Annotated in this window: 19 protein-coding genes; 7 read left to right on the top strand and 12 right to left on the bottom strand. The window is 36.0% G+C overall.

The window, feature by feature from the left end; all coding sequences use genetic code 11:
• Nucleotides 1-104: 104 nt before the first annotated feature.
• The 9 genes from AsAng_RS29005 to AsAng_RS28965 all read right to left on the bottom strand — a co-directional run bounded on the left by AsAng_RS29005 (nucleotide 105) and on the right by AsAng_RS28965 (nucleotide 8,941).
• A complete protein-coding gene (locus AsAng_RS29005; protein ID WP_264790659.1) occupies nucleotides 105-590 on the bottom strand; it encodes a TlpA family protein disulfide reductase in 486 nt (161 codons plus the stop codon).
• A gap of 178 nt (nucleotides 591-768) precedes the next feature.
• On the bottom strand, nucleotides 769-2,349 hold the full coding sequence (locus AsAng_RS29000) for a protein adenylyltransferase SelO (RefSeq protein WP_264790658.1): 1,581 nt from the start codon (nucleotides 2,347-2,349) through the stop codon (nucleotides 769-771).
• A gap of 99 nt (nucleotides 2,350-2,448) precedes the next feature.
• The gene (locus tag AsAng_RS28995) at nucleotides 2,449-2,949 is read right to left on the bottom strand and encodes a peroxiredoxin family protein (RefSeq protein WP_264790657.1); all 501 of its coding nucleotides are present in this window, start codon (nucleotides 2,947-2,949) and stop codon (nucleotides 2,449-2,451) included.
• Between the two features lie 183 nt (nucleotides 2,950-3,132).
• Nucleotides 3,133-3,666, bottom strand: coding sequence for a peptide-methionine (S)-S-oxide reductase MsrA (gene msrA / locus AsAng_RS28990; RefSeq protein WP_264790656.1), 534 nt, complete (start codon nucleotides 3,664-3,666; stop codon nucleotides 3,133-3,135).
• A 327-nt stretch (nucleotides 3,667-3,993) separates the two neighbouring features.
• Nucleotides 3,994-4,815, bottom strand: coding sequence for an AraC family transcriptional regulator (locus tag AsAng_RS28985; RefSeq protein WP_264790655.1), 822 nt, complete (start codon nucleotides 4,813-4,815; stop codon nucleotides 3,994-3,996).
• Nucleotides 4,816-4,915: 100 nt separating this feature from the next.
• Nucleotides 4,916-5,650: a dolichyl-phosphate beta-glucosyltransferase gene (locus tag AsAng_RS28980; protein ID WP_264790654.1), complete on the bottom strand. Its 735-nt coding sequence runs from the start codon at nucleotides 5,648-5,650 to the stop codon at nucleotides 4,916-4,918.
• A 74-nt stretch (nucleotides 5,651-5,724) separates the two neighbouring features.
• Nucleotides 5,725-6,693: a radical SAM protein gene (locus AsAng_RS28975; protein ID WP_264790653.1), complete on the bottom strand. Its 969-nt coding sequence runs from the start codon at nucleotides 6,691-6,693 to the stop codon at nucleotides 5,725-5,727.
• A 306-nt stretch (nucleotides 6,694-6,999) separates the two neighbouring features.
• Nucleotides 7,000-7,458 carry a hypothetical protein gene (locus AsAng_RS28970; protein WP_264790652.1) on the bottom strand — a complete coding sequence of 153 codons (459 nt, stop codon included), beginning with the start codon at nucleotides 7,456-7,458 and terminating at the stop codon, nucleotides 7,000-7,002.
• A gap of 25 nt (nucleotides 7,459-7,483) precedes the next feature.
• Nucleotides 7,484-8,941 carry a hypothetical protein gene (locus AsAng_RS28965; protein WP_264790651.1) on the bottom strand — a complete coding sequence of 486 codons (1,458 nt, stop codon included), beginning with the start codon at nucleotides 8,939-8,941 and terminating at the stop codon, nucleotides 7,484-7,486.
• Nucleotides 8,942-9,148: 207 nt separating this feature from the next.
• Here AsAng_RS28965 and AsAng_RS28960 point away from each other — a divergent pair, with 207 nt between their 5' ends.
• Together AsAng_RS28960 and AsAng_RS28955 are read left to right on the top strand one after the other, a co-directional pair.
• Nucleotides 9,149-11,572: a T9SS type A sorting domain-containing protein gene (locus tag AsAng_RS28960; protein WP_264790650.1), complete on the top strand. Its 2,424-nt coding sequence runs from the start codon at nucleotides 9,149-9,151 to the stop codon at nucleotides 11,570-11,572.
• Between the two features lie 495 nt (nucleotides 11,573-12,067).
• The gene (locus AsAng_RS28955; RefSeq protein WP_264790649.1) at nucleotides 12,068-12,931 is read left to right on the top strand and encodes a LysM peptidoglycan-binding domain-containing protein; all 864 of its coding nucleotides are present in this window, start codon (nucleotides 12,068-12,070) and stop codon (nucleotides 12,929-12,931) included.
• 7 nt (nucleotides 12,932-12,938) lie between these two features.
• Here the strand turns inward: AsAng_RS28955 and AsAng_RS28950 are convergent, their stop codons facing one another.
• On the bottom strand, nucleotides 12,939-14,417 hold the full coding sequence (locus AsAng_RS28950; RefSeq protein ID WP_264790648.1) for a hypothetical protein: 1,479 nt from the start codon (nucleotides 14,415-14,417) through the stop codon (nucleotides 12,939-12,941).
• Nucleotides 14,418-14,960: 543 nt separating this feature from the next.
• On the opposite strand from AsAng_RS28950, the gene AsAng_RS28945 reads away from it, so the two are divergent.
• The gene (locus tag AsAng_RS28945) at nucleotides 14,961-15,620 is read left to right on the top strand and encodes a hypothetical protein (RefSeq protein WP_264790647.1); all 660 of its coding nucleotides are present in this window, start codon (nucleotides 14,961-14,963) and stop codon (nucleotides 15,618-15,620) included.
• An 84-nt stretch (nucleotides 15,621-15,704) separates the two neighbouring features.
• Here AsAng_RS28945 and AsAng_RS28940 read toward each other — a convergent pair whose 3' ends face one another.
• Together AsAng_RS28940 and AsAng_RS28935 are read right to left on the bottom strand one after the other, a co-directional pair.
• Nucleotides 15,705-16,448, bottom strand: a complete 744-nt coding sequence (locus AsAng_RS28940) for a PrsW family intramembrane metalloprotease (protein ID WP_264790646.1) — start codon at nucleotides 16,446-16,448, stop codon at nucleotides 15,705-15,707.
• Between the two features lie 204 nt (nucleotides 16,449-16,652).
• Nucleotides 16,653-17,723 carry a glycosyltransferase gene (locus tag AsAng_RS28935; protein WP_264790645.1) on the bottom strand — a complete coding sequence of 357 codons (1,071 nt, stop codon included), beginning with the start codon at nucleotides 17,721-17,723 and terminating at the stop codon, nucleotides 16,653-16,655.
• Between the two features lie 894 nt (nucleotides 17,724-18,617).
• On the opposite strand from AsAng_RS28935, the gene galE reads away from it, so the two are divergent.
• From galE to mnmE, 4 genes are all read left to right on the top strand, one after another.
• A complete protein-coding gene (gene galE, locus AsAng_RS28930; protein WP_264790644.1) occupies nucleotides 18,618-19,649 on the top strand; it encodes a UDP-glucose 4-epimerase GalE in 1,032 nt (343 codons plus the stop codon).
• 137 nt (nucleotides 19,650-19,786) lie between these two features.
• A complete protein-coding gene (locus AsAng_RS28925; protein ID WP_264790643.1) occupies nucleotides 19,787-20,278 on the top strand; it encodes a hypothetical protein in 492 nt (163 codons plus the stop codon).
• Nucleotides 20,279-20,284: 6 nt separating this feature from the next.
• The gene (locus tag AsAng_RS28920; RefSeq protein ID WP_264790642.1) at nucleotides 20,285-20,629 is read left to right on the top strand and encodes a hypothetical protein; all 345 of its coding nucleotides are present in this window, start codon (nucleotides 20,285-20,287) and stop codon (nucleotides 20,627-20,629) included.
• Between the two features lie 81 nt (nucleotides 20,630-20,710).
• Complete coding sequence (gene mnmE, locus AsAng_RS28915; RefSeq protein ID WP_264790641.1) at nucleotides 20,711-22,141, top strand: tRNA uridine-5-carboxymethylaminomethyl(34) synthesis GTPase MnmE; 1,431 nt, start codon at nucleotides 20,711-20,713, stop codon at nucleotides 22,139-22,141.
• The last annotated feature ends 39 nt before the right edge of the window (nucleotides 22,142-22,180 follow it).

The raw sequence follows: 22,180 nt of genomic DNA, 5'->3' as shown, positions 1-22,180 counted from the left end.
TCTGGTTTCTAGCGGAGTAATGATTTTTATAAGCATACACTATAAGAAGTTGCTATCTTACGGTATAAGTACATGAAGAAATACAATTAATTGTTAAGTTGTTATCAGGTATTTAGAAGTTCACTAATTTTTAAATCTAGGCGAAGTAACCCGTTGTTGGGATCAGATCCAAAAATAGAATAAACCACCTTCCCTTCCTCGTCAACCAAAATCCAATGGGGGGTTCCTCCTGCGCCATAATTGAGACAGGTCGTATCGTAATTATAATCTTTAAAGATCGGAAAACGAATATAAAACTCCTCTTTAGCCTTTTCAAAATAAGCCGCATCAAAATCAACTCCTTCAAAATTGGTATGAATTCCCAAGACATTGATACGTTCCCCGTTTTCATAGACCACCCGATTAGCATAAGGAATTGCTCTACCCAAGCAACCTGGGCATCCAAGACTAAAAAAAAGAATTAATAAAGGTGTCCCTTGGTAATCTTTAGGGGTAGGAAGCGTTTGCCCCTCGTTAATTGGTTCAAGCAACCAATCGGGCAAGGGCGCACCAATTTCTATTAAACTGATATTAAGTCTATTGTTCATCATTTTTTATTATAATACTTCGTGGATTTTTTATGTTTTGTGTAGGAAAATTAAAAAATTCACGAAGAAATGTTATTACAAATAAGTAGGCAAAATGAATGGGTGGTTGCTAAATTTTAATCTCTCCGTCGTAGGCAACCAACTTAAGGGTATATTGTTAAAAACATCCCGTTCTTCTTTTTTAAGAACTGCAAGACAACATAGAACACCCCACTTTATTCCTTGCCCATTCTGGACGTTTTGCAAACCATCGTTGATATTCAGGTTGCTCCTCATAAGGCTTTTTAAGCATTTGGTAGAGTTCTTCAATTAAGGAATAATCTCCTGAATTGGCTTGGTCAATGGCTAATTGTGCCATATAGTTCCGCAATACATATTTAGGGTTGATGCGATTCATAAACACTTGGCGTTCTTGGTCTGTTTTTTTGTCTTTTTGTAATCTCATTTTAAATTTAAACAGCCAATCCTGCCACAATCCCAATACGCTATCATTCAATTCTTCAGGTTTATAAAAAGCATCCATTATAAAATCCAATGTTTTTATCCCCCCAGTAATGGACGTATCCTTTACAAAATAAAAAAAGTTTCGGAAAAATAACGTCATATCAACTTCTGACTGTTGCAATAAATCGGTTAAATCATGGATTAGTTTTTCGTCTCCTTCTTCTACAGATTCTAATCCCAACTTATTGAGCATCATGCTTAAATACTTTTTTGCATAATCCACTCTAAATTGCTGTAAAATAGCTTCCAAAGGTTCCGTTTCTTCTACTAATGGGTAAAGTGCATTGCCCAACTGAGCCAGATTCCACAACGCAACTCCAGGTTGATTGCCAAATCTATAGCGTCGATAATCTTTATCGGTTGTATTAGGCGTCCAATTGTGGTCATAACCTTCTAACCACCCATAAGGGCCATAATCTATTGTCAGTCCCAAAATAGAAAAATTGTCTGTATTCATTACGCCATGTACAAAGCCTACTCGCTGCCAATGGATAATCATATCCAGCGTTTTAGTAGCCACTTCTTGAAAAAATTGAATATAGGCTTGTTTTGTTCCCTTTCCTTCCTTAATCTCTGGAAAAAAATGCCGAATCGTATAATCTGCAAGTATCTTTAGATTCTTTATATCTTGCCTAGCGGTCAATAATTGAAAATTACCAAAACGAATAAAGGAAGGAGCTACCCGACAAACAACCGCCCCCTTTTCGTAAGCAGCATTACCATCATAAAGCATATCTCGCCAAACTTGATCCCCAGTCAGTGCCAATGACAAAGATCGAGTTGTTGGAATGCCCAAATGATGCATTGCTTCACTACACAAATGCTCCCTTACGGATGATCGCAACACTGCTAGTCCATCGGCTGAACGAGAATATGGTGTTCTGCCAGCTCCTTTAAGTTGTAATGCCCATTGCTGGGCATTATGCCTTACTTCTGCTAAATTGATGGCTCTACCATCACCTAACTGTCCTGCCCAATGCCCAAACTGATGCCCTCCGTAACACATTGCATAAGGACTTGTTCCTTCCATTTTTTTTGCTCCCGAAAAGATTGCTAAGAATTCATCTGAATGCTTATCCTCTTCTTTTAACCCTATTGCATTCAACATTTCATCAGAAACATGAATCAGTGTTGCTTTTTGAGGCGCAATGGGATCGACATAAGAAAAACAAGCATCATAAACTTGCCTTGGAACATTATTTCGATTCTTATCCGCTGGCAGTTCTGTATTAAAGGTATCGTTTATGGTTAATTTCATTGGTCTATGTTAAAATCTTTAATTAGAGATTGAGCGATTGCTCGTTGCAGGAAATCACCTTCACTACAATCGATCTACTAGGGGCAAAATAGTTTATCTCTAGCAAATTGTCTTTAAAAATTCAATTGCTTTTTCTGTATTCAGATGAAAATCATTAAAAATGACCCTTCCTTTTTGATCAATTAGAATAAACCAAGGTGTCCCTCCTGTTCGATAGTGATACATGGTTGAAGAAATATTTTGTGTTGCTTCTGTTCCTACATCATGCCCAAAAGGGATTGCTAACTCATATTGTTTTTGAATCTCTTTTACTTTTGCAAATGTATTTTCATGCTGCCCTTCAAAGACAGTTTGAATCGCTATAAAAGCTACCTTATCATTCTCTTTTAGTGCTTCTACCATTTTTTTTAATGCAGGTAAACCTTGACTGTGACAGCCTGGGCACCAAGCCTGAAAACAATAAATAATTTTAAATTTTCCTTCATAATCTGCTAAGAATATTGAGTCGGATTCTTCTCCCTTTTCATTGATCCACCTTGGAACACTTAATTCAGGAGCTTGATTACCTTCTAGCCCATATTTATTTGTTCTGTTCGCCATTTTTAACTTGTTTATATTGAGAATACTCCATTGGTTCGCTGTGACTATGTGCTGCTTATGGTGTTACTTACTCCTTTAGTGCATTATCGCTTATGAGGAAGTTGAGTCATGAGAATAGTTTGTGTATTTTTCTACACACAACACTGATAATCAAAACTAAACAACAACTAAATAAATGCACTGTTATTTCTTTAGCCATTCCGCATAATACTGTTTCAATTTTTTAATTTTAGGATTGATAACAATCTGGCAATAACCAGCATGGGAATTATTGTTGTAATAATTTTGATGATACAATTCCGCAGGATAAAATTTTTCCAATGCTACCAATTCAGTTACAATTGGATTTGGAAAAAGCTCCTTAAGCGCATCGATTGTTTTTTCTGCAATAGCTTTCTGTTCTTCATTGTGATATAAAATGATTGATCGATATTGCGTCCCCTTATCTGCCCCTTGCCTATTTAATGTGGTTGGGTCATGACTGGTCATAAAAATCAATAACAAATCTTCATAAGAAATCACTGCTCCATCAAAGGTAACTTGTACCACTTCTGCGTGTCCTGTTTGACCAGAACAAACCGAACGATAATTGGGAGTAGTCTCCTTACCACCAGCATATCCCGAAACCACCTTCTCAACTCCTTTTAATTGTTGAACAACTGCTTCTATACACCAGAAGCAACCGCCGCCAAAAGTAGCAATTTGTTTGTTTTTCATTTTCTTTGTTTTTTAGCCAAGGAAATAAAATTATTACTGGTACAAAGATAAGAGGAAGTGCCTATTATCTTGTTAGGTATTCTTCCCGCTGTTTTGTGAATTTTACCTCAAAATACAAATGAACATTTTTTCAAAAAGACAGGCTAAAAACATTACAAAGGTAGTCTAAAAGATCATTTTTATCCTTTTTTAAAATTCCCTACAATTTGTTTATTCTTCCCGACACCAATAAAAAATAACTATTTCTTTAAATAAGATAGAAGGACTCCATCTAGGAGTTGTAGAGATAAAGGAAGTTGTCGTTTGGATGGGCTTTTAAATGACTTTTCACAAAGTCGCTCGAAAAGAGGAAGGAGCAACTCCCGCTCGAACACTAAAAAAGTGGCTAAAAGATTGAACGTCTTTAAAATTTAGTTCTTCAGCTATTTCATAAATCAATTGATCGGTGTATAACAGCATTCTCTTTGCCTCTAAAAATCGACGTTCATTAATAATTTGAAGCGGTGTTCTATTAATATACTTACTAAAGATATTAGAAAGCGTTTTGGGGGACTTGTGCAGTAATTGGGCGTAATCGGATACCTTTGAATGGGTTTTATAGTTTTTTTCAACAAGATAATTGAATTTTCTAATTAGAGCGACATTGCTATTATCAGTAGGTAGGTTATTATTTTGCTTTTTATAAACTCTAAGGCATAAAATCAAAAATCGCTTGAGTAAACTTCTCAACATCTCTAATTTAAAGTCATCCTCCTCTTCCATTTCCATCATAAATACCTCCCACAATAACTTAAACTGCTTGATGGTATCTGCTGGCAAAATAATTTTAGGCACATGTTGTTCTCCAAAAAAAAGCAAGCCTCTACAGCCCAGCTCATCGTTGCTCTCTACGCAATAAAATTGCCTAGAAAATTGAATCACATTCAGTTGTTGAAATTCAAAGCTATCAACATTATAAAATTCTGTCAAAAAAATAACACAATTTTTTTTTATCCTAATTTCCTTATTGTCAACTTTAAATTGGGCATCGTTTCCTACATTCCAGATGACACTTAAGCCCTCGTCTAGCCTCCTACAAAATTGATCGTCTTGTTGAGATGCTATCGTCGAAATAAAAAGCGTTTCATCTATTTTAGTATTAAACTTCATCCCCTTTAATCATTTATTGATTAGACGTTATCACAAACTTTGTTTATGGATCTGCTTGTTCTCCAGTTCAGGATAACGTCTATTCTGTAATTTCAATTCTTTAGATTTTTTCTAAGGCTAATTGTTTATGTTTGATTTGTTTTCGAATGCGAAACAATTCTGCAATGGTTTTGGGCAATTGTCCCAAATGCCCCTTGCTTCGAGCATCATCAGCCCAACATACTGGAATTTCTTGAATTTGAAAACCTTTTAGTTGTGCTAAAGCTAAGGCTTCCAAGTCAAAAGACCAACCATTTGTGGCCGTATCTCCAAAAACAGCAGTAGCTACAGATGCTTTGAATGCCTTAAAACCACACTGCGTATCCAATATCCCTGGCAAGAGTATTTTTTGAATAATAACATTAGCAAATCGACTCCACCAACGGCGATACAAAGGCTGGGGATTACTAACTACTGCGCCCTCTATATAACGAGAACCAATAGACACATCAGCCTTTTCAAAAAGAATAGGGTGAAGCAACTTATCCAATTGATCAGCCTCTACAGAGCCATCCGCATCGGTCATAATCCGAATTTCTCCTAGTGCATTTAACATTCCTACTCGTACCGCTGCGCCCTTTCCTTTATTTTCTGGGCATTGAATAAGTCTCAAGTTAGGAATTCTAGTACAAAGCTGTTGGATCAATAGCACCGTATCGTCAGTAGACCCATCATCCACAACAAGCAGTTCGTAGCTAAAGTTCATTTCTTCTAGCGCTTCATAATAGGATACAATAGTGGGTTCAATTCGTTCTACTTCATTGTAGGCAGGGAAAATAATGCTTATATCTTTCATTTTGATTTTGATTGGTGGTGAGAAAACGAAGCGTTGTTGTTACGCTTGATGGTATTTAAGAAGCAATTAAGTAGTTAAAAATCTTCTTGGTGCCGAAAGGTATCTAGCCGACTGCCGATATGGGCATAAGCATGCGCACAACGCTTAGAGCAAGATTTGTACATATGAAAACAGGCTTTGATTGTTTCCTTATTATAATCACTAATATGCTTTGCGGGAAAACCGCTTCTAGGTTGGCACAAGTGAACCAGCCCATGTTCATCAATGTGAAAATAACGAGCCCCAGAACGGCATTTCCAATCATTTTCTTCTCCATTCACTAAAGGCAATTGGAAACCATCATTCAAAATAGCAGGAAGCCGACCACGCATCTTTCGAATGGCAAAATAAGCGTCTTGGTTCTCCTTATTGAGTGGAATTGCGGCCCCATTAGCATCTCGAAGCAAAGAACATTGAGCATCAAATCCTAAATCCAAAACGATTTGAGTTACTGCTATTGCCTCTTGTGGAGGACAGGCTCCCAAAACAGTATTGATTCGTACCTTAAATTCAGCTAATTCTGCCAATAAATCCAACTTGGGGCGCAAAATGTCCATGGTTTTTCGAGAAACCTTATTTTTTTTCATTCCATCACAGGAAATCTGTATGGCATAGAGCCCTGCATCGTTAAGCTGCTGTATAAGTGCTGGCTTTAATAGAAATCCATTAGAATTCATCATCGGAACCATTCCAGCATCATAAATATAGCGTACGAGTTCTACGATATTGGGATGCATCAATGGCTCTCCGCCATTAAGCGTAACAAAAACCACTTTCAACCGCTTAAATTCGTCAATGCGTGCTTTGAGCGTATCCAAGGGAATCGGTGGCGATACATTGTCATATTCAAAACAATAACCACAAGATAAATTGCAGCGTTTGGTAATCAAGAAATGAGCGACCAAAGGGCGATAGGGATCAGCAGCAGCAGCCATTACTAATTTAGCTACTTTTAGATCATAGCGTTTTCTTCGAATAGAGGGAATAGAAAAAAGCTTTTTCATAATCAGAAGATGTTTTAGTTTAATACTTCAAAATCATTCCTAAAACGCCTTCTAAAAAACAATTGGTTCCACTTTTTTGTCAAGGAAAACTTAAAGGCAAGTTATTAACTCTTAATGTATTTTATTCATGTTTTAGCAATATTCCGCAAGTAAAAAACATCTAAAACGCTATAAATCAAAGCCTCCATTTTTAATTAAATGATCACCATGAAACTAAACATTGCCAACCAAAGTGGTAATTTGTGTTAACAAATAGTTTCACTTGTTAAATTATTTATTACATACAAGACTCCCTAAAAGCTAGATTTAATGTTCTTCTTTTAATTCAACCAAGTGTTCTTCCAAGCTATAAAACACTTCTGGCTGCACGGGAATTTCGGAAATAAGATAAGCTCCTCCAGCCAAGATTGCAGTACTAGCCCACAGTATTCCTCCCCAATTCCAAGGAATTGCTTCAAACACAAAGGGATAAGCAACCAATAACAGAATTAGCGCCATCAACAATTTATTCAAGAAATTTTTATCGGCATGAAGACTGATCCAAGTATGTATTTCAGGGATTCTGAGCCAATATATCCCCAAGAGCAATACATTCACAAGCCACCTGATGCTCCAAATGGTCGCTATATTCATATCAGGAATGTTGTCGTTTAGCATATCATTCCACATCTCAAATTCCAATTCATAGCCCAACCAGCCATTAGCGAAAGGAAAAAAGAAACTGGTACAATAAAGAAGAAGAAAAAAGTGCAACAAGTACCGCATGAATAAGAATATGTTTCGTGAACAATCAAGAACCAGACGGCACTAGTTCTTCTATAATTTCTTTGATCCAATCTGCATTAGATAAAGGAGTTGTTTGGGTATATAAATCTTTTAACTTAGTGTATTCCTTGTCTAACTTGTTTTGGGATAAAAAAGTTGACTTTTCCTTTAACTTTGCTGCTTTTTTGACAATTCTTAACATATTTAAGGTTGCCTTTTTTCGATAATCAGACTGTGTTTTGTGCCGCATTACATATAATCTAAAGGTATCGATCAAATTAATCAATGGCTCAAACTCTTGTAATTCATAATAACTTTGAAGTTGTACGGTTTTAGCTCCTACTCCATACGATATATCAGTAACACTAATGGTCATCAATAATTGCAAGGCCTTTGTATATTGCTTGGTAGCGTAATAAAAAACGGCTAGATTATAATTAAAGGCATTTTCTTGCACCTCGGAGCGTAGTTTTCGTTTGTTGGTATGAATAAATTGCTCTGTCCAAGCATAATCTTTGGTGCGCACGCCAGCCGTTACAATATTCTTGTAATCGCTTTCGGATAGATAACCTTCTTCAAAAAGCAATTTTTTGGCTAACTTTTGCTTGTAAATATTCAAAAACTCATTGTAATAACGAGTCGCCCCATTGTTAATTTTTCGAATGCAAAAGTTTTCGGCATAATCATAAATCAATAGTAATTCTTCTGGTAAAAAAAACGTAGCATACCGCTCAACCAAGACTTTTAACGCCTGATAATCTGCATCCTTACTGTCTCGTAATGTTTGCAAAATTTGATAATAAATATGTACAATAGGATGTTTTTCTAATTCAAAACTCCCTTGCTTTACCTCAACCAATAATTGTTCAATATAACTTACTTTATAATTAGCCTGAATAACGATGTTTCTACTCAACATATCGCAAGCCATTTTTAACTTTTGAGCAAAATAGAAAGCATCTAATTGGTCGTTCTGTAATTGCAAATTTTCATCGTACAAACGCTGATTTTTATCTAAATGAATTTGATTGAGCATTTCATAATAAAGATATTTTTCATAGTACAAATTAGCGGTCTGAAAAGGATAGTGTTCTTGCAATAATCGGTGTTGCCTAATATGACTAGCCGCTTGTTTGGGGACTCCTAATTGATGAACAGCTTTTAGCGCATAATATTTTTTTCTAAATTCATTTTGCTCATATTCCTGATAAGCCAAAAAATTACTCAATAGCTCCAATAATTTAGAAACGACATAATTAAATTTTACTTCGTTAAATGCCAGCTTAGGAAATACAACACTAAAAATCTTTCGCTTATCAATACCAGTTTCTTGAAAATCAACACCATACTCCAACAAACAATCTAATAAGGTAGTCGTGGCTTTGTGCTTATTAAAAAAAGGACTGTGCACGTATTCTTTGAAATTCGCTAGATTCCGAGTAGATAATTGGCTTAAAACGGTTATTAGTTTACTTCTATTCAAAACAAAAATAATTATAATTTATTCAAAATAAAATTTTAAACAACTGATTTTCAACAAATATAAGATTAAATAGGATTATTCAAATATTATTTTAGCATAAAAAAGTACTTTTTTAGAAAAACCAAATGCCCTATGTTTGTATTATCAAAATAGATCATCCATAAACACCTTAAAGTCCTTCAATTAAAACCTAATAATATCTAAATAATGTATCCTCCAACACTAAATAAAATAATTATGACACTCCACCAACTTATACTATGTTTTTTTACCTTACTTCTGGGTATACATCATGCCAATGCAACCCATGTCTATGGTGCAGAAATCACCTATCAATGCATAGGAAACAATCAATATATTATTGAGCTCGAACTCTTTCAAGATTGTGGCGCAATAGCCCCGACGTCCTCAGCCTCTATCAATATAGCCTCTACCTCCTGTGCTATCTCTCAAAATATCAGTCTACCCCAAACTGCCCTAATTGATATTACCCCCGTTTGTCCTGGAGGAACGAGTCCCTGTTTAACTGGCGGTTATGGCACTTATCGAGTCCTCTACTCCGATACCATTAATATTGTCTCTTGCTCCGATTGGATTTTTTCTTATACCAACTGCTGTAGAGGTGCATCCATTGTTAATCTAGCCACTTCTAGTTCTTCCAACTATGTCTATACATCTCTTGACAATAGCTCACAGTACAATAATGCTGCAAAATTCACAGGAACAGGGTACGTTTATGCCTTTTTAGGTCAAACGCAATCTTACTATAGTCATGCCTATGATTTAGATGGAGATTCTTTGGTATTTAGCCTTAGCAACCCTTTGTCCAGTGGTGCCATTCCTCTATCCTATTCTCCAGGTTATGCCGTCAGCAATCCTTTGGGGATGAACAGCCCAACTACCTTTGATCCTCAAACGGGAAAGTTAACCTTTACCGCCAATATACAAGGTTCTTTTATTGTGGGATTACAAGTAGAAGAATATAGAAATGGCGTATTAATTTCATCCGCCAACAAAGACATCTATGTTGTTGTATTTAATGGCGCAAATAATAATCCTGACTTTACCGTTTCTAATGTGCAAGGAGGCTATTTAGAAGATAATGTTTTTCACGTGACCGACCCAAGCCAACTAAGCTTTGATATTGTGGCAACCGATACCACTCATCCCAATGATACGTTAACATTTAGCAGTGATATAGCTGCGATTGGAGGCTCGTTTACTAGCTCAGGAACCAACCCTGCTACTGCTAGTTTTACTTGGCCAAAATCGATTCCACTGATCCAAGAATTTACCGTTAGTATAGTAGACAATAACTGCTCCCCTCTTGCTGCTGGAGGTCAATACTTTGGTTTTGCCATTAAGCATTATGACAATTGTATACCAGACTCGGTACAGGCAGTTATTGCAGCGGATTCGATACTCAGTATTTGTGCCTATGATCCCAATAGCCTAATTAATACCGTATCGCCAACCACAACGACCTATGGTACCTTGAGCATCGATAGCATTCAGAATTTATTGCTATATACCGCAGGCTCTACGATTCAAGTACAAGAATCTTTTTGGGCTTATCTCTCAGTCAACAATGGACCAACCATAGATTCCGTTTGGGTGGATGTTACAACAACTTCTTGCGTTTGGGCAGGAGATGCAGACACCAACAAGATCGTCAATCATTTTGATTTATTGCCTTTGGGTTTGGGGTATGGTCAAACGGGGCCCATTCGCCCCAATGCAGGGATTGATTACGACTGTGAGCCTGCACTCAATTTTGTAAATAGTACTCCTGTTACAGGAACTAATTACAAACATTCTGATACCAATGGAGATGGTCTTGTGGATGATAATGATACCATGGCCATTGTACTTAATTGGGGGCAAATCCATGCTAAAAATGGCAGTTCCTCCTCTTCCAATGCCATTCCTTTTTATGTAGAACATGAAACGGGATTAGCAGGACAAATGCTCCAAGTTCCTATTATGTTAGGCGACTCAACGATTTTGGCAGATAGCATCTATGGGATTGCCTTTACGATCAACTATGATGAAACCATGGTAGATACGAACTCTGTATTTGTAGATTTTAATACTTCTTGGTTAGGAACCATTCATTCGGATATGATTTCGGTTCAAAAAGATTTTTATTATCAAGGAAAAATTGATGTTGCTGTTGTTAGAACAGATCAAACCAATAGAGATGGCATGGGTCAAATTGGCAGCTTCAACCTAACCATCAAAGATGATATTCTCAAAAAAGCAACAACGCAACGTCTTGATTTGGTAATCTCTGATGTTCGAATGATTAGTAATATAGAAACCGAAAGCGCTGCCTCTACCCCTCCTACAGGCATTCTTGTTACGCTCATTACGCCAACGGATCAATTGCAGGCAACGGATCATTATGTCAATGTATTTCCTAATCCTGCTAAAACCAAAATTCAAGTTCAGACCAATGACCAACTTCAACAACTTTCACTCTATAATTTAGCTGGTCAGATCGTTGTTGCGAATACTCCTAAACAGTCTAATGCTACATTGGACATACAAAATTTACCCGCAGGCATTTATATCTTAAAGGTTCAGACAGCACAGCATACAAGCACTCAAAAAGTGCAAATTACTCGATAATATGTTTTAGCTCATTTAGGTTGACTTTAAAAGTCCCCACTTGCTCTAAGTGGGGCTTTTTTATGCTCAATTGTCAATTTTCACATGATTTATGTTTATATTTAAGGTTCTTTGACATATCGTGTGGAATATTAAACAACCCAGCTCTCTTATTACTACTTTTGTTATAAGTTATAGGTCGTAAGTCGTATGTTTAGTCTCTGTTAATACAGGACTTACGACTTACGACCTATAAACTTTCTTCTAAACCACATAAACGTAGTGCACGAGCAGTTTGGTATGGTGTACCAACGGGGATGCCTAGCAGCGAAGCTAAAAGTAGCAGAAAGTTTACCCTTTGTTAGTGCTTGTCACACAATTTGTCAAAGAACGATATTTAATACAACATCCCCCTCCTAAAATTGCCCCCAAATTATTGTTCACCAATCATTAGGCTGTTACTCTTTTCCCCTTGTTCCCAACATAGACAGTTGAAGATGTGCCATTTAAAACAACATGAAAAAGCAAATTAGTTGGGTAATTTTGCAGCTATGGGCTGGTATTTTAATTTCTTATGGTCAAGAGATACAGTATTTTTCTTCTGACAGTAGCAGTTATATCCTAATGGATGTCTATGCTCAAATTGGAAATCAAATTTATACCCTTCAAGATAGTTCAGTAGGAGAATGTTGGGCAATAGTTGCACAAAAAGATTTCAACAACAATGGATATTTAGATCTTCTATTAGGTCACATTCATGGTTGTGGGGGCAACTGCTGTGGCAATAGTTATTCTTTTATCACTTTTGATAAAAACCACTTTGTAAGAACCCAAGAAGTTGGCAATGGAGATTATCTTCATACAGAATTGTGGAAGGGCAAGTTATCCATTCTCTTACAAACCAATGTCAAGGACTCTGTAACGGGGCACCAAAAATGGCTCAAAGAACGTTATGTTTTGCAAGGAGATAGCATCGTCAAAATAGAAACTTACAAGGCCTCAAAAATCAATACTAGTGAAAGTGATTATTTGCTACAATGGAATAACCGTAACTATCCTGCCAATAGTCATTTTACCCATGTTATAAAAAAAGAAGGACAAAGCCTATGGGCATTAGCCAATAAATACCAGACTACTGTTTCAGCCATCAAAGCACTAAATCAACTGCCCAACGATTTTATTTTCATTGGAGATAGCCTCAAAATTCCAATCCCTGATACACAAGCTTTTCATTTGCACGCCATCCGTACAGCAGGAGAAACGCTCTGGGCAATTAGCCAACACTATAACGTTCCCGTTGCTGTTATCAAACGAGTTAATGGCATTGATGGAGATACGATTAAAGTTGGGGAAACACTAAAAATCCCTAAGACGCATTAAACAAACATCAAGAACAAGCGACCGCTCTTATCTTCGCTCTATAACAATCTATTAATCTACGTTTTGTTCCCTTTGCCTCTAGCCAAAGCTGTATCAAAAAGTCTTCTTTATTTTGCTCTTTCCACTTTTCATAAACAGGCAAAAACTGTTCTATTTCCGTTGGATAATATTTGTTAAATCGATTTAAAAAGAACATCTCTAAATCTGTATATAGTTTATTTTTTTTGTGGAAATATTTGGCTTTATCAACAGCACTAGTCAAGGTAATTAGATTCCCTTGTTCATAGCCAATAATCACCTCCAATAATTTATTCCTCCTTTTATCCAATACACGCAATCCTCTTGAGGCAAAAGTCTCTTGCTCAAAAATAACTTGCAATACCCGATCAAAATTTCCCTGAATAAACTCATATTCAATCAAACTATTATACTCAGCATAAACACATTCATACAACGTTGTCTCTTTTAGGTCAAACTTAAATTCATCCCCTAAAGCAGTAGGAAGTAGACCCAATAATTTTAGCATTCGGCTATAACGGCGTATAATAGCGATCGATCTCGCTTTGGTCACTTTTCCCCAATAGTCCTTTGTTAACTCCTCTTCCCATTTTTTTAAAAGGGTTGCCAATTCTAGATGTTGACTTGTCTCATTCAAACCATAGGCATAATTTGCTAATGCAATAAAATAAGCTACGGGGGCTGTCTTTTTTAGGTAAGAATTTTCGATGTTTTCAAGAGCAATTTTGCCGACTTTGGTAAATTCTACATAATCTTTGGTCAATCCACAAAATTGAATTTGATTGGTTAGATACAACTGTCTGATCTTATCCGATTGCACCTTGCTATTTTCATCATTTTGTCTTTTGACCTCATAGATTTTGGGGTCTATTTCTTTTCCCATAGTAGGATGAGACCTCAAAAAAAAGAACTCTGCATTACATGCTCTGCCTTTTATAAACTGTCCATTCAACTGAGCAAGTTCGTTTAATTCTTTAAATATTTTTCTGGTTTCTTCCTTATAATCCCTATTTCTCTCAACCCCCTGCATAGCATCATGTTTCAACCACAATGCATCTAACCAAATTAAATAAAGTTCGTACGCTCTGCTTTTTTCAAGTATACCATCTACCTCTACCAATGCCTCTCCTAATAATCCTTTCTTGATTAATATTCTACAGTTCTCCATTTTATTTCGAAGCTGAGTTTCCATATCCGTCAACGCTTCATAAGATCTCAATCGTTCTAAAATAGCATCAAATAGATATTGCTTTTGAACCCTAAAATTTTTTTTGAGCTTAGATGATTTAATTTTTTTTAGCAATTTAGTTTCATCATAAACATCTAAAGCATTCAGAGCGTCGAATAACAGAGAATTATAGTTTTCAGTATTGGCAGTATATTTATTCAAATCTCGTTTAACATATCTTTTTTCTGCTACTGTCATCGCTTTTATCAACTTAAAAATAGAATCAGGTGCCTTTTTCATCTACACTTATATTTTTTAATTTGTCAAAAAACGGATGAAAACAAATGAAACCCCTAGCAACAAACGCTCAAATCATTAACCAACCTTCTAATCTAACCCACTAAATTTCAACAAAATAACACTCCTCACACTAGCCTTCAACCTCGTTAAACCCTTTATTAGCGGCTATTTTTTCTTTTGCACAAACCAATCTACTGCTCTATATTTGTTTCTGTAATCATCACAATAAATACTATATCTAGTATTCATAATAGATCGTCTAGCTTAAGAATAAAAACAAATCAACCTTTTTAACTAAAGTTTAAAGCTATAAATAGAATATAGCCTAGAATTCTTATGCTTTAGAACAAACAAAACAGACTGAACAACCGCCGTATATCTTACTCATCTTTGCCTGCTAAAGGTAATAGATAAGGAACTTATACCCCCAAATTTAAATTTTACAGTTCGCTTATTACACCAGCTCCTGTATAGCCATAAAACAGTAGGCATTCCCTAATCTACTCTAAATAAAAGCGGGATTATCTTAATTATTTAATTCAAATGAAGTACTTATTATTTGTTGCCCTTTTCATCAGTATTTTTGCTGTTAGTTGTGATGATGAAACAGAACTGCTGACCAACTCAAAAGACCAGACAACTAGCCTCCAAACACATGACCAAAGCGACATTGAAAACATTCTGAATCAAGTGAATGCAAATGGTCGTTATCAAAACATGTCTGATTGGCAAAAAATGTATCCATTGTATCATTTTGAGGGATTATCTGGCGAACCTGATTTACCACCTCCAAACTATGAAGGCACATACATTTCTCCATGTACGGGCGGAGGTGTTTGTGGTCCTTGTCTTGGATTCTGTACAAGAGGTACCAATATATTAGGAAAAAGTATTATTTCTGGTACTGCAAATGGTTCAGGAGTGGTGTCTGTTTCAAGATATAACAATGGATATAGGTTATATAGCCTAACCCTAGTTCGCCATCGCCAAACAGGAGCGGAAAAAATTATGTTTGATTTTAAAGACAAGGATTATTTTGTAGACAATGGCAATTTACAAATCAAGAAAGATGTCTTTTTAACCGATCAAATGGCAAGCATTCTCCGCAAGCAAAATATCGAACTAAAAGCAGGAATTTACCCTGTTGTTATTGATGCAACCACTGGAAATGCCCAAACTATTGTTGATGCAACAATTCATTAGATAGTATAGCGGTACGTTTAATTCCTCCATTAAAAGGTTTGAAAAGAGGCGTTTAGCCATCTTTTCAAACCTTTTAATTTTGCGCTATTGTTCTTCCTTATGCTCCCAATTGTCCAATTCTATTTCTGTACTTCTTGGGGTTCCTTCTGGAAGTTTCGGCGTATGTCTTTTTAGAAAAATCCATGAACATAATGCTCCAAAGATTAAGGTAAACCAAATGAGAAATTCTTTCATTTGCATAAAAATGAAAAAATCATAGGTTCCATGCAAGAGAATAGCACTAACCAAACCGAGCAATAGAAAGAAATCTTTCCGATTCTCTGAAAATTTGGCAAGCCCCACAAAATAGCCCATCAAAATGGCAAAAATAGCATGAGCAGGTACCGCTGTAATCATACGCAACAAGCCAATTTGGAAAGCCACATCAAAATCAGTCGTTCGTACGACAATATAAAGGATGTTCTCTAAGGTCGCAAACCCCATACTAATCATTACAGAATAAACAATTCCATCCATGGGTTCGTCAAACTCTTCTTTTGGAAATATATAATACCTTAAAAAAATATACTTGACAAATTCTTCACTAAAGGCTACTACCGCAAAGGTAAAGGTAAAAGTCATAAAAGGATCTCCCACCGTATTAAAAATTCCCAAATCTCGAATTCCAAACTCTTCCATTTTGATCGCAGGATAGGTGCTTAGCATTCCAAACACAAAACAGACCGTCAAATACCAAATGGGTTCTTTATAATGCCTATCTCGCCAATAAATATATAAGACAATTAAAAAACCAGGAAGGATGGACAATAACAACAGTAATGCTTTCATCTCGTTGATTTTGTTTGTTGGAGGGTAGGGATGATCGATCTATTATTCTAAGATAAAATTATTATTAAATAATAGCAACTTGTACAAAGTTTATAGTACTATTCTTGTAATAGTCCATTGATGTTTTATAAAAAATGCCTTATCCTCAATTATTTTGTGCGTGCTACGCCATTGATTATTACAGGAGCGAACAAAGCTAGGGTATCAGCGACTCAAACAACTTAAAATTGCATCCTTCAAAGAAATAGCTATGGGTTTTGCAAGCTGCTTCATTTCATGTTGCATCAAATAACCAATCCCTTTTTCTAAATTTAATGCATTTTGCGGTTGACACAAAAAGGTACCTGCTTCAGCAAACCGATTGGCCAAATACTCCTGTTCTGTCTGTCCTGGTGTAGGAATCAACAATACTTTATGACATTCCATCGCCACCAAATCCATAATGGTACTGTATCCCGAACGAGTAACAAGCACTCTACTTTGTGCCATTGCTTGTTCTAGCTCCTTCTGATTCATAAATGATCGCCAAAAAATGTTTTTCCCGATTTCCCGTTCTTCTCTTACACTAGGACGGCCTGCAACAATCAAAAATTGAAAAGGTAAATTTTTCGCTTGTGCTATTATTTTTTGTTCTAAATAGGTTCGCTGTGGTTCTGGTCCAGAAAGCACAACCAAAACATCCCATTTGAGCGATAGTTGAGTTGGGATAGACATCCTTGATAAGACCCCTATATACCGAACATTTTTTAATTTTTTTTGATGCGATAACAGCCCTGCCAAACTAGGTTCTGCTTCAACATCAGGAACCCAACACTCGTCAAACTTACGTATAAAATAATGATTGAATTTAGCCACAATAGACTCCAACCATGGATAGGGAATTTGTATATTCAATTGGTGCGTCAAAAAAATAGAAGGTATTTTTTTATGGTACATACCAAAACGGTTATCAGAAATTATGGTTGTAATTTGATGATCTTGGATAATAGAATTTAATTTTTTGCGTTCTAAACATATAGCATTTATAATTTTAGGGACTTGGGGCAGGATATTCAACAACATATTATCTCCCTTATAATGAATACCATAAGCTGGTAATTCAATCCTTGTTAGGTTAGGGTATTTTTGTTGAAGCAACAACAAGGCATCGCCATCAGAGGCTAAAACAACGTTAGCTCTCTGTTTTATAAATTCATCAATAATTGGAATACAACGGGTAGCATGACCTAAGCCCCAATTTAAGACGGCAATTAGTATGTTTTTTTGAGATTTCAATTGTTTTTTTTGCTTAAAATAGTGCAATAATCTTCTAACCAATAAAGATGGGTCACTTTTTGTAGAAATTATACTAACAGCATCTAATTTTTGTAGCAGTGGTTTGTTTTCAGTATACAAATGAATAATTTTTCGCAAAAAACGATTAACTTAGTAATTATTTACTACAATAATTCAGAACAAAAAACTATTGCCAACCTAAGAGGTTTATAATGCTTTTGGTTATCACTACTTTTATTCTGTACGCATATTTAATAAAAATAAAAGATTATGAAAAACACAAAAAAAATTTTAGTCTTACTTGTTGCATTGGTAATCGTAGTTGGTATGACTGGCTGTAAAGCAGGTTGTGGATGTCCTCATTGGTAAATTCTAATCTTTTGCTGCCCAATAAAGACTCAATTGATAGACATTTCCCAAACAAATCAATTCTACAAAACAAAAATATTACAACGATGAAATTAGCCGTAAAAAAGGTAGTTGCAATGGTATTAATAGCCGTTCTTTTAGCAGGGGTGAGCAGCTGCAGAACTCAACAAGGATGTCCTAATAATTTTTCGCTTGAAATTGGGAAGTAACGAAACTTCTGATTGATTCGATCCAAATACAATTAGTAGTTATTTTATCAATACTCCGTTAATTTTTTACGAAAAAAGCAAAAAATTAACGGAGTATTGTTTATATAAATAGGCTTTATCACGAACGGTGCAACCACCACATAAGTTAGTAAAATACATGTAATAATTTCTTCTTATGCTAAAATTCGTGATAAAGCTTAATAGTTCGTAACTTTCCACTGCATTAAAACGTCTATTAAAAACAGTAGTTGGATTGGCAGGTCTGACCATCTACTTGCTTTTATTTAAATAAATCTACTAAACATACATTTTTTAAATGTCCAAGATACTTGTAACTGGCGGTTGTGGTTATATTGGAAGCCACACCATTATTGATTTGATAGAAAATGGATTTGAGGTTATTTGTGTTGATAATAACATTAGATCCAATGCTAATATCTTACATGCTGTAAAAGAAATTACGGGTTGCTCTATTCCACATTATGCAACCGACCTTTGCGAATTAGATGCGCTCAAAGCAATTTTTGAGGAACATAAAGACATTGCTGGCATTATCCATTTTGCAGCCTACAAAAGTGTTCCAGAATCGGTTCAATATCCCATCAAGTACTATCAAAATAATTTGAATAGCTTACTCAATATACTGACCTGCATATCCGATTATCACATTCCCAATTTTATTTTTTCTTCTTCTTGTTCTATTTATGGCAATCCTGAAGTATTACCTGTAACAGAAGATACACCAATGTCTAAGGCTGAAAGTCCTTATGCCAGTACCAAACAAATGGCAGAACGAATTATCCAAGATTTTTCTGCTGCCCATCCTTCGACCAACAGTCTTTTGTTGCGTTATTTTAACCCTGCTGGTGCGCATCCTAGTGGGCTTATTGGAGAAATTCCACAAAATGGTGCCTACAATGTTATTCCTATTTTGTTAGAATCGCTAACGGGCGTACGAGGTACATTTGTGGTTACAGGAGATGATCACCCTACTCGTGATGGTAGCTGTATTCGAGACTATATTCATGTGATGGACGTAGGCAATGCCCATACCAAATCACTACAATATCTATTGCGCCAAGCAAACCAAAACAACTGCGAAGCCTTTAATGTTGGTATTGGTCAAGGGGTTTCTGTTTTAGAACTGATTACAGCTTTTAACAAGGCAACAGGGCAAGAATTAAAGTACAATATTGGTCCTCGCCGATCGGGGGATGTTTCTTCTATTTATTCTGACTATTCCAAAGCCAAACAACAATTGGGCTGGTCTCCTCAATATACGGTTGACGAAATTCTAGCGTCGGCGTGGAAATGGTATCAAAAGGGTTATCAATTGGCACAAAAATAAGCTAAACAGCTTTACAAATACCTTTCTGTTGTTAATTAGGTGCTTTGAGGGTTCCAATTATCAGCATTTTTATATGGTCTCTATTCAAAATATTGTCTATCCCCTATTATTAGCCAACCTTTTTTATAAAAACGCTAATGAAAACATTTTTTTGTATCTTTTTGTTTAATTTTATATTAATTAGCACAACTGTTCAAGCTCAGGCTAAACGCAATCTATATACCTATCAAGCTGCGCAAGTAGAATTTTGGTACCCCAACGAATGGCAAGTGGAAGAGGCGGAAAGGGTAACGGTATTACAAAATATTGATCAGTCCTTGTCCATTACTTTTTCTATTATGGAGGCAGAAAAGATAGAGGAGGCTTTGATTGAATTGGAATCCATTATGCAAACCCAACTCACAAATCCTACGATTACGACAGAGCCTGAAATTATAGAATTAAATGGTATGATGGGAGTTGTTGCTGAATTAAATGGTACGCTAGATGGCAATTTGGTGCAACTTGGCGTATTTATTATTGATAGCCCTCAAAATGTCTTGTTGGTATTGGGAATGGGGCACAAAAAGGCTTTGCAGCAATACAACAAAGCGTTGGATAAAATTATCAAAAGTATTAAACCGATATAAATAGGGATGGAAATAGGATTTTTTGTGTTAGGCTTGATTGCCGTTTTGGGTATTTTTTCATTGTATAGAAATGGTCAAAAAAAGAATATTGTCAATAATATTATTAAGGATTTTTTAGCAAAAAAAAATGGCTTATTAGTAACAATTGATCGCCCCAACAATTCAGGTCCTTTCAAAGATGAATACTATGACCACCAAGGCGATAATCTCTATCAAAATTTAGGGTATCAAGCTCATGAAACCGTCTATCGTAAGATTTCTTTTCAGGAAGCAGATGGCACAAACCGTCAAGCTTGGGTACAAATCCGAATAGAAAACTTAAAGGCAACTTATATTGAGTGGAAGGAATAATTGTATATTTACAATTTTAAATTCTACCTTGCAACTTCTGATAGTGAAATATTTAGCGTTAACTGTTATATTAATCATCCTGTGTACAATTTTATTGACCTCCAAGATACCATTGTTGCCTTAGCTACTCCTGCTGGAAGTGGTGCAATTGGTATTGTCCGCCTTTCTGGCACTCATGCCATTTCTATTGCAAATGAAGTATTTAGCGCCAAAAACTTAGAAGAAGTAGATTCTCATACGATCCATTTGGGATATATACGTAATGAACAACAAAAAATTATTGACCAAGCTCTGGTTTCTGTTTTTAAAATGCCCCATTCTTACACCAAAGAGAATGTCATTGAAGTATCTTGCCATGGTTCTCGCTATATACAACAGCAATTAATTGAATTATTCATCCGAAAAGGAGCTAGAATTGCAAGAGAAGGAGAATTTACCTTACGGGCGTTCCTTAACGGACAAATGGATTTGTCACAAGCTGAGGCGGTTGCCGATTTGATCGCCGCAGAATCTGAATCTGCTCACCAAATCGCACTGTCACAGATGCGTGGTGGTTTTTCTGATGAGATCAAAAATTTGCGTGATGAATTAATTCATTTTGCCTCTTTGATTGAGTTGGAATTGGATTTTGGCGAGGAAGATGTGGAGTTTGCCAACAGAAATGACCTCAAAGACTTAGTCGCTAAAATTCTTACGATTATCAAGCGTTTATTGGATTCTTTCCAATTGGGAAATGCCATCAAGCATGGCGTAAATACTGTTTTAGCTGGTCGTCCCAATGCTGGAAAATCAACCTTGTTAAATGCTTTGTTGAATGAAGAACGAGCCATTGTATCTGATATTGCAGGTACCACTAGGGATACAATTGAGGGCATTTTAAATATTCAGGGGGTTCAATACCGCTTAATTGATACCGCAGGTATCCGAGAAGCAACCGACCAAATAGAAGCAATCGGGGTGCAAAAAACAATGGAACAGGTCGCTAAATCTTCCATTTTAGTCTATGTTTACGATCGAAATTCCCTTAGTCCGATTGAAGTACAAGCTGATCTCCAAAAGTTGGACAACGAAAAAATGAACATCATTGTAGTTGCCAACAAAACAGATATTTACAACAATCAACAAGATGATGGTCGCCCCAATCCTTTTATTGAAGATCGTCAATTATTTGCCATCACACAGGCACTCGAAAAACAATACATCACAGTTCATCTCTCGGCAAAAGATAAAACTCAAATTGATCAACTAAAAAAACAACTCTTTGAGCTGTTTTCTTCCAATGAAATCAATCAAGACAATAGCATTGTCTCTAATTCTCGTCATTATGAAGCGCTCAAATCTGCTCTAGAATCTCTGGATGCTGTTATGCACGGACTAGAGGTTGGAATTTCTGGCGATTTCCTAGCCATGGACATTCGCCATGCTCTAAATTATTTGGGGGAAATTACAGGACAGATTTCAACAGATGATTTGCTGGGTAATATCTTTTCTAGTTTCTGTATCGGAAAGTAAAAAGCAACTGCCACAACATAAATTTATACGTTCGTATCT

The organism is Aureispira anguillae (assembly GCF_026000115.1).
Classification (GTDB): domain Bacteria; phylum Bacteroidota; class Bacteroidia; order Chitinophagales; family Saprospiraceae; genus Aureispira; species Aureispira anguillae.
Note: the sequence above shows the minus strand (reverse complement) of the source record. Positions and strands in the feature narration are given on the sequence as shown.

What these genes read in the sequence shown, in the direction of transcription:
- AsAng_RS28985 (WP_264790655.1), bottom strand. Translation starts at nt 4,815, where the DNA reads ATGAAGTTTAATACTAAAATAGATGAAACGCTTTTTATTTCGACGATA.
- AsAng_RS29005 (WP_264790659.1), bottom strand. Translation starts at nt 590, where the DNA reads ATGATGAACAATAGACTTAATATCAGTTTAATAGAAATTGGTGCGCCC.
- AsAng_RS28940 (WP_264790646.1), bottom strand. Translation starts at nt 16,448, where the DNA reads ATGAAAGCATTACTGTTGTTATTGTCCATCCTTCCTGGTTTTTTAATT.
- AsAng_RS28925 (WP_264790643.1), top strand. Translation starts at nt 19,787, where the DNA reads ATGAAAACATTTTTTTGTATCTTTTTGTTTAATTTTATATTAATTAGC.
- AsAng_RS28970 (WP_264790652.1), bottom strand. Translation starts at nt 7,458, where the DNA reads ATGCGGTACTTGTTGCACTTTTTTCTTCTTCTTTATTGTACCAGTTTC.
- AsAng_RS28995 (WP_264790657.1), bottom strand. Translation starts at nt 2,949, where the DNA reads ATGGCGAACAGAACAAATAAATATGGGCTAGAAGGTAATCAAGCTCCT.
- AsAng_RS28980 (WP_264790654.1), bottom strand. Translation starts at nt 5,650, where the DNA reads ATGAAAGATATAAGCATTATTTTCCCTGCCTACAATGAAGTAGAACGA.
- galE (WP_264790644.1), top strand. Translation starts at nt 18,618, where the DNA reads ATGTCCAAGATACTTGTAACTGGCGGTTGTGGTTATATTGGAAGCCAC.
- AsAng_RS29000 (WP_264790658.1), bottom strand. Translation starts at nt 2,349, where the DNA reads ATGAAATTAACCATAAACGATACCTTTAATACAGAACTGCCAGCGGAT.
- AsAng_RS28975 (WP_264790653.1), bottom strand. Translation starts at nt 6,693, where the DNA reads ATGAAAAAGCTTTTTTCTATTCCCTCTATTCGAAGAAAACGCTATGAT.
- AsAng_RS28955 (WP_264790649.1), top strand. Translation starts at nt 12,068, where the DNA reads ATGAAAAAGCAAATTAGTTGGGTAATTTTGCAGCTATGGGCTGGTATT.
- msrA (WP_264790656.1), bottom strand. Translation starts at nt 3,666, where the DNA reads ATGAAAAACAAACAAATTGCTACTTTTGGCGGCGGTTGCTTCTGGTGT.
- AsAng_RS28945 (WP_264790647.1), top strand. Translation starts at nt 14,961, where the DNA reads ATGAAGTACTTATTATTTGTTGCCCTTTTCATCAGTATTTTTGCTGTT.
- AsAng_RS28920 (WP_264790642.1), top strand. Translation starts at nt 20,285, where the DNA reads ATGGAAATAGGATTTTTTGTGTTAGGCTTGATTGCCGTTTTGGGTATT.
- AsAng_RS28950 (WP_264790648.1), bottom strand. Translation starts at nt 14,417, where the DNA reads ATGAAAAAGGCACCTGATTCTATTTTTAAGTTGATAAAAGCGATGACA.
- AsAng_RS28960 (WP_264790650.1), top strand. Translation starts at nt 9,149, where the DNA reads ATGTATCCTCCAACACTAAATAAAATAATTATGACACTCCACCAACTT.